The following is a 12,981-nucleotide window of genomic DNA, read 5'->3' as shown; positions in this document are numbered from 1 at the left end:
GTCACGCCGGAACTGTCGGCGCCTTCTGGCGCCTTGCATGAGCATAGAGCGCAGCGACCGCGCAGGACGCCATCCGTGCCCGCGGAGTGTCGGCGCGCGAGGTCAGGACGACAGGCACACGTGCACCGAGCACGATGCCGGCGCCGTCGGCCTTGGCGAAATAAGCGAGATTCTTGGCGAGCATGTTGCCCGCTTCGAGATCGGGCACGACCAGGATCTGCGCGCGGCCGGCAACCTCGGACTTGATGCCCTTGATGCGCGCGGATTCGACGTCGATGGCGTTGTCGAAGGCCAGCGGGCCATCGAGCAGGCCGCCGGTGATCTGCCCGCGGTCCGCCATCTTGCAGAGCGCAGCCGCCTCGATCGTGGACGGGATTTTCGACGTCACCGTCTCGACCGCGGACAGGATGGCGACGCGCGGCAATTTGCCGAAATTCGCCTGGTTGTACAGATCGATCGCGTTCTGGATGATGTCGCGCTTGGCGTCGAGATCGGGGAAGATGTTGATCGCGGCGTCGGTGACGAAGATGGTTTCGGCATAGGCCGGCACGTCCATGACGAAGACATGGCTGATGCGCCGGTCGGTCCTGAGCCCCCCGACCTTCGCCGTCACCGCCCGCATCAGCTCGTCGGTGTGCAGGCTGCCCTTCATCAGCAGCTCGCCCCGCGCGGCATGGATCAGTTCGACGCCCTTGGCCGCGGCATCGTCGCTGTGCGCGGCATCGACCACATCATAGCCGGAAATGTCCAACCCGAATTTCGCGGCCGTATCCCTGATCTTCCGCTCCGGCCCGACCAGCAGGGGCCGGATGATGCCGGCCGCGGCGCTGTCGACGGCGCCCCGCAACGAGGTTTCGTCGCAGGGATGCACGACGACGGTCGGCGCCGGCGGGATCGCCCTGGCAGCGGCGATCAGACGATCGTACTTGCTGGGAGACTGCGTGGCCGTCGCATCTGGTGACATGATGTTGCTCCGGGTCCCTGCAATTCGTGTTACGACGCCTTCGCCCTTGGATCGAAAGAGGCAACATTCGACGCCGTCTCGGAAGGCTCGCTGACGTCGAGGCCAAACAGGCCGGCAACTTGCCGCAGTCGTTTGGCCCGTTCGCCGGTGACGTCCTCGCTCGCGGACAGCACCTGCTTGATCGCCTCGAAAGCGCCGCGGCGAAGATTGACGTCGTCCGGCAACATTTTCGGGATGGCGGCCAGCGCCCCCTCGCGATCGAGCAGCAGCATGAAGAACTGCTCCCGCACCAGCATCTTGAACTCGGACAACGTCATGCGCGCGCCGGCTTGATCACGGCGGACCTGGCGCAGCGCCTCGATGCTGCGTTCATCGACCATCCCGCGCGCCGAGCCGACATAGAGCAAGGCGCGCAGCGCCGCTTCGCGAAGGCCGCCCTTGCCGATCCGCGCCTTCAATTCAGCGATGCGCCTCTCGAGCATGGCGCGGTGCTCGGCTGTCATCTCACGCCGCTGGGATGGCGCGGAGGTGGGATCGATCCCGACCGCCGCCTGCAGCGCCGGCGAACCATAGACGCTGAGGAAGATCGCTTCGCTCAGCGCCTCCTGCGAGTCGCGCCAGCTATCCAGGGCGTGAACGATCTGCTTCGAGATCTGCTCCTGGAACGCCAGGAACGGATTGTCCTCCGCGACCGGCTTGCGCTCCTCCTCGGCCTTCTCGGCCAATGATTTCACCACCGCCATGTAGGGATTTCGGCTGCTGAACAGCTCGTATTGCAGCCGCAACGGATGCATGTTGTGGGCCCACTCTGCCATCGTGGGCGTCACCATGCCCTTGATCCAGGGCTGGAGGAATTTCTGATAGGCCTTGAGATTGATCTCCGAGACGCGCTTGGCGGTGGCAAAGCGCCGCTCGTCCTCGGGCGAATTGCCGCCCATCGCGCGGATGTCGTCGAGCGTCCGAGCCTCGCAGCGCATCACCCACTGGCCGACGACCAGTTCCGGACTCGCGGTCTCCTTGCCCTTCGCTTCAAAAGTGGCCTCATAAAGTCCGGGCGGCAGCACGTCGATCAGGTCGATATTGCCGGAGAATTCCGCATGCTCCTTTTTGGCGACGCCGCCGGAGACGAAGATGCCGAGATGACCGATGCTCTCGTGCACGGTGTAGACGATGGTCTGGCCATAGGCCCTGATCTCGTCGACATCGGCGTAGCAGTCGAGAATCCAGTGCAGCGCCTGCTGCGGCGGCGTGATGTTGTCGCCCTTGGAGCAGAACACCACGATCGGCGACCTGATGCTGCGGAGGTCGACCTTCTGGCCGTCGGACATCTCGATGTTGCCCGTGGCGAGATTGTTGCCGACGAACAGCTCGTCGACGATGAACTGGATCTCCTCGGCGTTGAGGTTGACGTGACCGCCCCACCAGCGCTCGAATTCGAGATAGCGGTCCGCCTCGGTATCGACCTTGGAATAGACGTTGTACTGCTTGGTCCACAGCGTGTTCGACGGGTTCTGGTTCTCGAAATTCTGCACCAGCCAGGCGCCGTCGAATTTGCCGGCGCCAAGATCGCTGGTGAGCGCGGTGAGCCAGCTCCCGCCGAGGAGGCCGCCGGAATAGCGCATCGGATTCTTGCCGTGCACGCCAGCCCAATAGGCAAGCGGTGCGCCGGCGATGATCAGCGGCCCGAACAGCTCGGGGCGCAGCGAGGCCAGGATCATGAGGGCCCATCCGGCCTGGCAATTGCCGATCACGCAGGGCTTGCCGTCGGCGTGGGGATGGCGCTCGATGACCTCTTCGATGAAGATGGCTTCGGCACGCGCGATGCGCTCGATGGTCTGTCCGGGCATCGGATCCGGCAGGAACCCGATGAAATAGCAGGGATGGCCTGCCTTCATGGCGACGCCGATCTCGCTGTCGGCCTTGAAGCCGCCGATGCCGGGGCCGTGGCCTGCGCGCGGATCGATCACGACGAACGGCCGCCGGTTCATGTCGATCTCGACATTGTCGGGCGGAATGATGCGCACCAGCGCATAGTTGACGGGGTCATCGAGCTTGCGGCCGTCCATGATCAATTCGGCGGAATATTGCAGAACGTGCGGCGCGGTCTGCGCGACATGTTCCCTGTACTGGTCGCCGCGCCGGCGCATGATGTCCAGGAAGAGGACACTGCGCTGTGCCGCATCGATCATGTATTCGACTGCCGAGGCGACGAGGCCCGACATCGGACCGCCCGGAATTTGCACCTTATCGATGGACATGTTTCGACCTCTCCGTGGCGTTCGACAATTGACGGCGGCGAGCCAGGACGAACGTTGATCTAGGTCAAGATGACCTGCACGCTTGGAAGGCTCTTGTCCTGCAACGGGCTTATGAGGCGCGACTTGCTTGACGCGCCAATAGCTGCCGGGGCGACATCGGCATGTCACAAATCGCTGATTACAGCGCGCAAGCCGCGCTGAAGGACGGCACTCCGATCGAGATTCGCGCGCTTCGGCCGAGCGACGAAGCGGATATGCTGGCCGCGGTCGAGCGCACCGGGCCGAGCTCGCTGCAGAGCCGGTTCTTCGCCATGAAGCGGCACTTCTCGGAGAAGGAACGAAGCTTCTTCATAAACGTCGATTTCAGCACTCACGTCGCGCTGGCCGCCTGGGTTGAGGAACAGGATCGTCCCGCGATCGTCGGCGGCGGCCGATACGTGGTTACAAAGCCCGGCGAGGCCGAGATGGCCTTCGTCGTGGTGGATGCCTGGCAAGGACACGGGATCGGTTCCCTGCTGCTGAAGCATCTCATCGACATCGCGCGGGAACAGGGGATGCGCGAGCTGACGGCCGATGTTCTGTCCGGCAATGCCTCGATGCGCCGGGTGTTCGCGAAGTCCGATTTCAGGCCGGCGCGCAGCGACGATCCGAGGACGGTGCGCCTGGTTCTCGCTCTTAAAGCGGGATGAATTTTGGTTGAATCGATGCGCGCTCAGGACTCGGTTCACCTCTCCCGACGGGGAGAGGTGAACCACGGACGGCCCGCCGAAGCTGATGTCATCATCCTCCAGGCCCGCCCGAGCCTCATCGCAAGGCGATCGTGATCTGACTGATATTGGCGGCGAGCTCGAGTCCCGCCTTCGGGCCTTGCAGCACGATGGTCACGCCCTTCTCGTTGCGGAGGTGAACGCCGTTGACCCCGCCGACCAGCGCAAAGCCGCCGCCGACGGAGCTGTAGGTGCCGGCGAAGTCACCGACATCGCGGATCCCCGAGGCCCAGCCGTCGAAACGGCCGACCGTCGCGCCGGCCGTGATGCCGAAGCTCAGACCGCTGATCCTGAACGGATAGGTCTTGCCGCGATAGGTCAGCACGCCGCCGCCGGCGCCGCCGCCGACCAGGAGGCCGGCCTTCACGATCTTGGCCCTGACGTGACCCGCCGCCTGCGCCAAGGACGGCGTCGGCACCGCAACGCCGAGCGCCAGCAGCAGGAGCGCGATCCGGAGGAACATCCGCGCGCAGCGTTCAGGGTTTTGCAGCATCGACCTTCCTCCAGGTCTGGTCGGGATTGAACTGCGTGATGCGCTCGGCGATCAACGCCGTGCGCGGGCCGAGATCCTTCTGGTAGACGACGCCGTCGTGATTGACGAGGAAGGTCATGACGCCGGAATTGCCGTATTCCGCAGGCCAGGCGATCAGGCCGAAGCCGCCGATCATCTTGCCCTTGACGACATAGTTGAGCGCGCCGCCGCGGGCATCCGGGCCCTGCCCCTTGAGGATGTGGAAGTAGTAGCCGTGATACGGCGCGGGGCCGACATCGCCGGCGCGATAGCCTTCCTTCGACGCCTCCGCCGCCAGCGCGCCGAGCGGACTCGGGTCGCTGTCGTCGCGCCAGAACAGGCCGTCCTTCTTGCCGGGCGAGGAGACGATGCGCTGTGCGTAGACGCCGGCGCCCTCGCCGCGGTCCTTGTCGGCATATTCGTTCTGCGCATCGACATAGGCGAGCATGGTCTGGATCGCGTCGAGCTCGTTACGGCCGATACGGCGGCGGAGCACCTCGATCCGTCCCTCGGCGGTATCGAACTCCCAGCCGGCCTTAGTGTTGACCAGCGGAATCGGGAACGGGAAGTCGTCCGGCCCGAGCAGCAGCGTCGCGGTCTTGTTGCCTTCCGCCTTGATGCCGTGCTTGGCCTCATACATCGAGCTGAAGCGCGCCCGGATGTCGTTGTCGGCGACATCGTCACCGGAGAAGACGATGTCCTCGGCATCCCTGCCGAGCACTTTCAAAATGTCTTTCGGTCCGCTCTTGACTGCGGCGGCAAGCGCAGCCGCGGCGTCTTCCGGTGTCTTGTAGGATTCCTGCGCGAGAGATGCCGATCCGAACAATGCGAGCGCGACGAGGCCGGGCAGCACCGCGCGACGGAACGATTTCAGACCGGTCATGGCGTCACCTCCGCCGGAATCTTCGCGCCGCCGGCGAGCCAGTCGCGGTAGGTCCGGAATGTCAGTCCGAGCTTCTCGTAATAAACCCGCAGATAGCCGTCGCGGCCGCGGGTGACGGCACCGGGCATCACCTGCGCGACCTCCTGCGCCATCACGCCAACATAGGCCTGGTCGCTACCGATATAGCTGAAGCGATAGTAGCCGAGGCCATTCGAGAGATGGCCGAGCAGAACGATGTCGTGCTTCAGCGCGATGTCGGAACGCCGGCCGCCGCCACCGCCGCGGAAACCACCTCCTCCACCTCCACCGCGGATGCCGCCTCCGCCAACGCCGCGCATCGCCATGCCGCCACCGCCGCCGCGGCCGGCGAAGCTCGGTCCGCCGCCACCGCGCGGCATGCTCGCCATGCTGGCGCGACCTCGTGCGGATGCCGCGGACGCTGACCGACCGGAGGAGACGTTCATGGCGCCGCCGCGATTGCCGCCACCGCCACGATTGGCCGCAGCCCCGCCGCCGGCGCGGTTCGCGGCCTTGGCACCGCCGCCTTTGTTGCCGCCCTTGGCCCGATCACCTGCACGATCGCCGCCGCCCGGACGATCACCGCGATTGCCGGCGCGATCACCGGCACCGCCACGATCGCCAACGCGATCACCAGCACGGTCGCCGGCGCGGTCTCCAGCACGATCTCCTGCACCCTGGTTCGGACGCAGCACCTGGTTGCCGTCACGGCCGCGGAAATCCATCCGGTCGGACGCGCCGGCCTTGATGTTGGTGTTGCCGAAGCGCTGCTGCACGTTGGTATTGTTGTAGCGCACGCCGCCGCGATGCGCCGGATTGTGCTGCCAGCCGGTGTTGATGTTGGTGGTGCGATGATTGACATAGACGTTGCGGTTGCCCCAGTTGCAGCCGCCGCCCCAGTAATTGCCCCAGCGCCCGATCGCCCAGGCAGTGCCGAAAGCGATGCCTGCCGCGACCACGCCTGCGCCGATATAGGACGGATAGCCCCAATAATACGGCGGATATTCCGCATAGGGCCAGCTGCCGTAGACCGTCGCCGGATCGTAATAGGGCACGTACATCTCCGCGGGATTGGCCTGCTGGATCACGACGACCTGCTTGCCCTCCTGCGACTGGACGCTGACCTTCTGCTGCTTGGTGGTGACCAGCTTCTTGTTGTCATAGGCCTTGTTGCGCAAACGCTGGATCGCGTCCATCACGTCGGGCTGCTGCGCGAGGAAGGCGTCGCCGAGCTTCTTGGTCCAGTCGAGCTGGTCGCTCATCATGGCGAGAACATCGGCGGTGCTGGCGAGCGCCTTGATGCTGTCGTCCCAGGCCTGCTTCTCCACCTCGGTCTTGAGCGCATCGCCCTTCAGGCTCTTGCGCGCCTTCAGCAAGCGGTCGGCCTCCACCACTTCGAGCGGATAGGTCGAGGCGGCCAGCACGTTGGCGAGCAGCTCGTCGGGATAGAGCGCGATCGGCGCGACCAAAGCCTCCAACTGCTCGGGCTTCAACAGCTCGGCCGAAGGAGCGGGCGGCGTTGCAGGCTGTACCTGCGTGGTGGGTGTCGCCGGCGCCGCCGGCGTGCTGGCCTGCGCCATCGCAGCCGCGGGCATCGTCACCACGAGCGCAATCGCCATCAGGATCCTGCCGCAACCAACCATTGCAATCCTCCCAAGACTTCCGACCGCGACGATCGGGCCGAGCGATAGACGTTTATTGATCGAGATCAACGAAACGGCGCGCGTGCGCCGTTGCGGCGGCGCGTCAATCGATCAGCTCGGCATCCAGCAGCAGCCGGTTCGGGACGGTCGGCCCGAGGCCATGGGCCGCCTTCATGGCTCTCAGCCGAGCAGCGGCAGGCGGATCGTGAACAGCGCGCCACCCCAAGGCTGGTTTTCGACGCTGATCGTGCCGTGATGGGCCTCGACGATGGTCTTGACGATCGCAAGCCCCATGCCCATGCCTTCCGGCTTGGTCGTGAAGAACGGGTTGAAGACGCTGCCGAGATCGGCGGATGCGATCCCCGGACCGGTGTCGGCAACCCTGATCTCGGCATGATTGCCGGCGCGCATCGTCGTCACGCTGACCTCGCGCTTCTCCATGCCGGCATCGGACACCGCATCCATCGCGTTGATGATCAGGTTGAGAACGACCTGTTGCAGCTGGACCGGGTCGCCCTTGACGTGCAGATGGGCCAGAGCAGGCGTATAGGTCAGCACGATCCGGCGTCCATCGGCGACGGCCGCGACCAGGCCGATCGCCTCGCGCACGGTGTCGTTGAGCTCGATGTCGCCGACCTCAAACGGCATCTTCTTCAACACCCTGCGCAGCCTGCGGATCACCTCGCTCGCGCGCTGATCGTCGCGCCTGATGTCGGCGAGGATCTGCCGGATCTCATCCACATCGGGCGATGCGCTCTTGAGCAGGAGCTCCGCCGTCTCGGCATTGGTCAGGATCGAGCCGAGCGGCTGGTTCAACTCGTGGGCAATCGACGTCGTCAGCTCACCGACCGCCGAATAGCGATTGGCGTGCGCAAGTTCGGCAAGGCGCTGACGCGATTCCACTTCGGCGAGCCGGCGGCCGCGCCGCTCGTGCAGAAGACCGCTGATGAGACCCGCCTGGACCAGGAAGACGGCGGTGATCAGCAACATCTGCCAGCGATAGCGCTCCCAGATGTTGGGCTCGCGAAACAGGACTTGGCTGCCGGGAGGCAGGCGACTCTCGCTGATGCCCCAGCGCCGCAGTTCCCGCCAATCGTAGCGCGGCGGCGCAAAGCCGACCGGCTCGTATTTGACGTTTGCGGGTTTCTCACCGCCGAGAACCCGTAGCGCCGCGCTCACGGTCCGGGAGCTGGTTTCCGCGACCAGATGCATGGGTCCGCCGACGGTGCTGCCGCCGAAGAACGGCTCCTGGTAGGAGAAGATCGGCGCATTCGCGACCGCGTGCAGGCTGCGCAGGGCGATGTCGCTCTCGTGGACGATCCCGGCCGCATCGACCGACATCAGGCCCCAGAACAGCACGGTGTGCGGCGGCAGCTTGGAGGCGCGTTTCAGGATCTCCTCGAACGACAGGTCCGTATACCAGACGAGTTCGACCCGCTCGCCCAGAGGCTTCAGCTCCTGCTTCACCTCCTTGACCCAGAACTGCTCGAGCGGCGAGGCGCCGATCACCATTGCGACCGTCCTGGTGTCCGGCAGCAGCTGCAGGATATTGTCGAACGCGGCCACGAAGTCGTTGCGGATCGCGATGACGATATCGTTGTCGGTGAGATCGGCACGATCGATCAGCCGGTACTCGACCGCGGAGAAAATCAACGGTGTATCGGGGAACAGCCGCGCGCGATATCGCTGCGCGAAGCGAGCGGCGGGCGCGCCGATGCTGAGCACGATGTCAGGCATGGCGCCCTGATAGAGCGAGTGCAGATACTCGACGAAGGGCGCCTCGGGACCGGGATTGTTGAAGCGCGCCGTGAGCAGCGCGTGCTCCTGGATGTCGAGCGGCCAGGGCGATTGCTGCTCGAGCTCCGCCTTGATGCTGCGCGAGAACTCGCTCCACGGCCGGAATTCGCGGCCGAAGGAATGCAGCAGCAGCACGCGCTTGAGCTCGCCGCCCAGGCTGCGCTCGGCGGCATCGGCGCGTCCGGGCGACAGGCACGCGGCGACAAGGAGCGCGAGGCAGACCAGCGCAACCGCTGCGTGCCGCGGCCTGACCTGGTCAGTGGACATGCGCCAGCTCATGCTCCAATCCCCGCAGCTTCCGAACGGCTGCTTGCCGGGCAAGTCTAGCGGGAATTCCACCGCCTCGACAGGTCGGAAGGCATCATCGCCGCCGCTCAATGCCCGCTCAGCACCAGCGTCTGGATCGGCAGCAGCAAGGCCTGGATGCGCAGCAGCAGCGCATGGACGAGGCCGACGGCGTCGACGACGTGGAGCGCGAACTTCCGGCCACCAGGAGTGTCCTTTGCGGAGATTTCTTCGTGATTGCTGGTGTAGGCATTGACGATGCAGCTCGAGCCGGGCGTGACGCCCTCGAGCCCGCCCTTGTAGAGCGGCTCCAGGAATACGAGGATCGTGCCAGGCTTCACTGCGTTCTGGGCCTCGAGCAACTGCTCGCCGGCGCGGAACTGCCCGGCCGCGATATAGTCCTGCACCGTCGTGATCACCATCGGGATGATCACCCACGGCTTCGAGATGCAGGTTGCCTCCGCCACCATGCCGGCCTTCATCACCTGCGCCTCGATCTGGCCGAAGCCGGCCTGAAGAATCTTGCGGCCCGCCTCCTCGGGGATCAGGACACCGGCCGGACGCATCAGCTGGTTGACGACGTCGCCGGGGCGAATCAAGAATTGCTCGACGCGACCGTCGACGCCGGCCCGGACGATCGTCTTGTCGAGATCGACCTGGGCCTGGTCGAGCGCGGCCTCGGCGCTCGCCTTCTGCGCGGGGAGCGATGTCGACACTTGCAGGCTCGCGGCCTGCCGTGCGGCTGTCGCGGCATCGATGCCGGACTGGCGCTGATCGACCAGCACCTGGAGCTTGTCGATGTCACGCTGCGGAACGATGCCGGGATTGCGGCGCTGGAGCTCACTCTTGACCTCGAGCTCGTCCTTGGCCTGCTGATAATTGGCCCTGGCTTCCCCGAGCTGCGCCTCGGCCTTGACCACATCGGCCTGCGCAGTCTGCATGGCGGCATCGACTTCTGCGACCTTTCGCTTCGCCGTTTCCAGCGCCGCCTGCTGCTTGGAGCTGTCGAGCGTGAACAGCACGTCGCCTTTCCTCACGGCCTGGGTGAAGCCGACCTTGACGTCGGCGACCCGCCCGGAGCCCTCGGGGAGGATCGGCACGGTGCGGAAATAAAGCGTCGCGCTCGATGTCGAGGGATGGAAGTAGAAGATCATCGTGATCAGCGACACCGTCAGCATCAGGCATCCCGTGATGCCCCAGCGCAGCTCGTACCAGACCGAGAAGAAGGTGATCTCCTTGCCGAAACGCTTGCCCTGGGCGTAACGGCGATAGAGGTAATCGGGCAGGATCGTCACCAGGGAGCAGATCATGAGCTCAAGCATGGCTGTGCTCCTTCCGAACGACGTCCAGCTTGTCCGCCGGAGCCGGCGCAGGACCGGCTTCTATCGGCCCTTCGTCCTGGCCCGGCGCCGCGTCGGCGATCTTCTCGACGGAATCGGCGATGCTGCGCAGCGGCGTTCCGAAGTCGGGGATATCGATCAGCGCAAGCAACAGGCCTGCAACCCAGAAGATGTGCATGTGCGTGAACAGCGAGATCAGACCGAGCACCGCCACGAATTCGAACTGCAGCTTCTGTGATTTGTGCGCCATTCGCTCCGGCAGGCTGTGCAGCTTCCAATAGAGCGTGCCGACCCAGAAGATGACGCCGATCAGAAATATCCCCATCACCACCGTCAGCGTGTCCGTGCCGCTTCCGGGCGCGAGATAGAACGGCAGATGGTGCGGGGCCATCGGATGAAGCTGGTCGCTCAAACGTCTCTCCCGGTCAGCGCACGTGCACTTGGCAAGCACTGTGTTCAGGCAGCATCGCAATTTGCTTGATTTGAATCAAGGGAATGCCGGCCGCCGGACCTAGCGTCCGCAAAACGCCGATTGCACACTGAAAGGGAGCCGCCCCATGCCCGGCCTCGACGATCTCATTCCAAGCGCCACGCAGATCCGAAAAGAAGCCGCTCTCAAGGAGGCCGAGAAGGCGGAAGAGTATGTCCGCCTCGCCGCGGCCGCCGAGGCCGAAAAGCGTGCCCTGATCGAGCGGCTGAGCAAGCCTTCGGGCAAGACCGAGGAGGAGAAGATCAAGCTCGCCTCGACCATCATCCAGCGTGCGGTGCGAAACGGTCTCTCCGAGGTCCTGGTCTACCGCTTTCCCAATACGCTCTGCACGGACAAGGGGCGCGCCATCAACCAGATGGAAAAGGGCTGGGAGAATACGCTGACCGGCATCCCCAAGGAGATCTTCCAGCTCTGGACCGACTATCTGAAGCCGCGCGGCTATCGCATCGCCTATCAGATCATCGATTTTCCGGGCGGCGTGCCCGGCGACATCGGCGTGACCATTTCATGGGGCGACAACTAGCGAGCGCAGGAGGAAAAGGACGGGCATGGCCAAGGATGATTCTGCCGGGCGAATGAAGCGGAAGGACTATGAGAAGGAGCTGGAAAAGCTCCAGGTCGAGCTGTGTCACCTCCAGGAATGGGTCAAGGCCGAGAAACTGAAGGTGATCATCGTCTTCGAGGGGCGCGATGCCGCCGGCAAGGGCGGCACCATCAAGGCACTGACGGAAAAGGTCAGCCCGCGCGTGTTCCGTGTCTGCGCCCTTCCCGCGCCCTCCGATCGGCAGAAATCGCAGCTGTTCATGCAGCGTTACATCGAGCAATTCCCGGCCGGCGGCGAGATCGTGATCTTCGACCGCAGCTGGTACAACCGCGCCGGCGTTGAATATGTGATGGGCTTCTGCTCGCCGACCGAGCACAAGCGCTTCCTGGAACTGTGTCCGCTGGTCGAAAAATTTGGCGTGGACGCCGGCATCATCCTGATCAAGCTTTGGCTGGAGGTCGGGATGGAGGAGCAGGAACGCCGCTTCACGGCACGTATCGAGGACCCGTTGCGGCAGTGGAAGCTGAGCCCGATGGACACCGAGTCGTTTGGCCGCTGGTACGATTATTCGCGCGCGCGCGACATGATGTTCGAGGCGACCGACACCAAACATGCGCCCTGGCGGCTGATCCGCTCCGACGACAAGCGGCGAGCGCGGCTCAACGCCATCTCGCATATCCTGAGCACGATCCCTTACAAGAAGGTCAAGCGCGAGAAGGTCAAGCTGCCGCCGCGGTCGAACAAGGGACGCTACAACGACCAGGCGAGCCTGCGCGGGCTGAAGTTCGTCGAGGAGCGATACTGAAACGTACGGCTTGAGATGCGAAACGGGCTGCGGTGACGCAGCCCGTTTGCCTTGGCCCCTCCTCCAGGAGCTATTTCAGCTTGATCGTGACGCCGCCGACCGCCGCCGACACCTCCGCGCCGACCCGGGGACCGCTGAGCTGCAGGATCACGCCATTGGCGTTCTGCAACTGCACGGCACCGGCGCCCGCTGCGACGGCGCCGCCGGCGCCGCCCACCGCATAAGAGCCTTCAATCGACGCCGGCCCCCGCAGGTTGAGCGCGCGGCCGACGAATTTCGTGGTCGACGCCCCGACCGTAAAGCCGACGCTCATGCCTGAGACGGTGAAGGGGTATCTCCTCCCCCTCAGAACCAGAACGCCCTCCCCACCGCCGACGCCGACGATAAAGCCGCCCTTGGTGAAGACGACGGCGACTTGTCCGGTCTCCGCACGCGCCGGCGGACTGAAACCGGCAACACCCACCAGCGAGGCAACCAGGATGGCGCCGAAGGTCAAATTTCTCATGACGTTTTCTTTCTCCTATTGAGCCAGGATCATCGCGAAGTAATCGCTCCAGCAGGTTGTCGGGACCACCGGTGGTGGCACTGCTCGCGGTCAGGAACGGGTTCTGTCCGTAGGCCAATGGTCTGCCCGCCGGCCTTGGGCTCTATGGACATGTGTCTCTTCCGATTGCTG

12 protein-coding genes are annotated in these 12,981 nt (G+C 64.7%); 3 read left to right on the top strand and 9 right to left on the bottom strand.

Annotation, left to right across the window (positions count from 1 at the left end; all coding sequences use genetic code 11):
• Nucleotide 1 precedes the first annotated feature (1 nt).
• Nucleotides 2-964 carry a phosphate acetyltransferase gene (locus AC5V87_RS14840; RefSeq protein WP_456839384.1) on the bottom strand — a complete coding sequence of 321 codons (963 nt, stop codon included), beginning with the start codon at nt 962-964 and terminating at the stop codon, nt 2-4.
• A gap of 29 nt (nt 965-993) precedes the next feature.
• Entirely contained in the window at nt 994-3,222 is a 2,229-nt protein-coding gene (locus tag AC5V87_RS14835) for a DUF3141 domain-containing protein (RefSeq protein WP_495371422.1), read from the bottom strand.
• 254 nt (nt 3,223-3,476) lie between these two features.
• On the opposite strand from AC5V87_RS14835, the gene AC5V87_RS14830 reads away from it, so the two are divergent.
• Nucleotides 3,477-3,911 carry a GNAT family N-acetyltransferase gene (locus AC5V87_RS14830; RefSeq protein ID WP_495371421.1) on the top strand — a complete coding sequence of 145 codons (435 nt, stop codon included), beginning with the start codon at nt 3,477-3,479 and terminating at the stop codon, nt 3,909-3,911.
• A 115-nt stretch (nt 3,912-4,026) separates the two neighbouring features.
• Here AC5V87_RS14830 and AC5V87_RS14825 read toward each other — a convergent pair whose 3' ends face one another.
• From AC5V87_RS14825 to AC5V87_RS14800, 6 genes are all read right to left on the bottom strand, one after another.
• Nucleotides 4,027-4,482, bottom strand: coding sequence for a hypothetical protein (locus AC5V87_RS14825; RefSeq protein ID WP_456839387.1), 456 nt, complete (start codon nt 4,480-4,482; stop codon nt 4,027-4,029).
• On the bottom strand, nt 4,466-5,383 hold the full coding sequence (locus tag AC5V87_RS14820) for a DUF2950 domain-containing protein (RefSeq protein WP_495371420.1): 918 nt from the start codon (nt 5,381-5,383) through the stop codon (nt 4,466-4,468). The genes AC5V87_RS14825 and AC5V87_RS14820 overlap by 17 nt, the downstream gene beginning before the upstream one ends.
• Nucleotides 5,380-7,044 (bottom strand): DUF3300 domain-containing protein, encoded by a 1,665-nt coding sequence (locus AC5V87_RS14815; RefSeq protein WP_495371419.1) that lies wholly within the window; start codon nt 7,042-7,044, stop codon nt 5,380-5,382. Before AC5V87_RS14815 ends, AC5V87_RS14820 begins: the two co-directional genes overlap by 4 nt.
• Before the next feature lie 180 nt (nt 7,045-7,224).
• Nucleotides 7,225-9,108: a sensor histidine kinase gene (locus tag AC5V87_RS14810; RefSeq protein ID WP_495371418.1), complete on the bottom strand. Its 1,884-nt coding sequence runs from the start codon at nt 9,106-9,108 to the stop codon at nt 7,225-7,227.
• Between the two features lie 107 nt (nt 9,109-9,215).
• A complete protein-coding gene (locus tag AC5V87_RS14805) occupies nt 9,216-10,448 on the bottom strand; it encodes an HlyD family secretion protein (RefSeq protein WP_456839391.1) in 1,233 nt (410 codons plus the stop codon).
• Nucleotides 10,441-10,857: a hypothetical protein gene (locus AC5V87_RS14800; protein ID WP_495371897.1), complete on the bottom strand. Its 417-nt coding sequence runs from the start codon at nt 10,855-10,857 to the stop codon at nt 10,441-10,443. The genes AC5V87_RS14805 and AC5V87_RS14800 overlap by 8 nt, the downstream gene beginning before the upstream one ends.
• A 166-nt stretch (nt 10,858-11,023) precedes the next feature.
• Here AC5V87_RS14800 and AC5V87_RS14795 point away from each other — a divergent pair, with 166 nt between their 5' ends.
• Together AC5V87_RS14795 and ppk2 are read left to right on the top strand one after the other, a co-directional pair.
• On the top strand, nt 11,024-11,479 hold the full coding sequence (locus tag AC5V87_RS14795) for a hypothetical protein (RefSeq protein WP_456839392.1): 456 nt from the start codon (nt 11,024-11,026) through the stop codon (nt 11,477-11,479).
• 25 nt (nt 11,480-11,504) lie between these two features.
• Complete coding sequence (ppk2, locus tag AC5V87_RS14790) at nt 11,505-12,305, top strand: polyphosphate kinase 2 (RefSeq protein ID WP_456839393.1); 801 nt, start codon at nt 11,505-11,507, stop codon at nt 12,303-12,305.
• A 70-nt stretch (nt 12,306-12,375) separates the two neighbouring features.
• Here the strand turns inward: ppk2 and AC5V87_RS14785 are convergent, their stop codons facing one another.
• Nucleotides 12,376-12,810, bottom strand: a complete 435-nt coding sequence (locus AC5V87_RS14785) for a hypothetical protein (RefSeq protein ID WP_456839394.1) — start codon at nt 12,808-12,810, stop codon at nt 12,376-12,378.
• Between the last annotated feature and the right edge of the window lie 171 nt (nt 12,811-12,981).

This window comes from Bradyrhizobium sp. SOJA106 (assembly GCF_059448745.1).
This window is presented reverse-complemented; position numbering and strand designations above follow the sequence as displayed.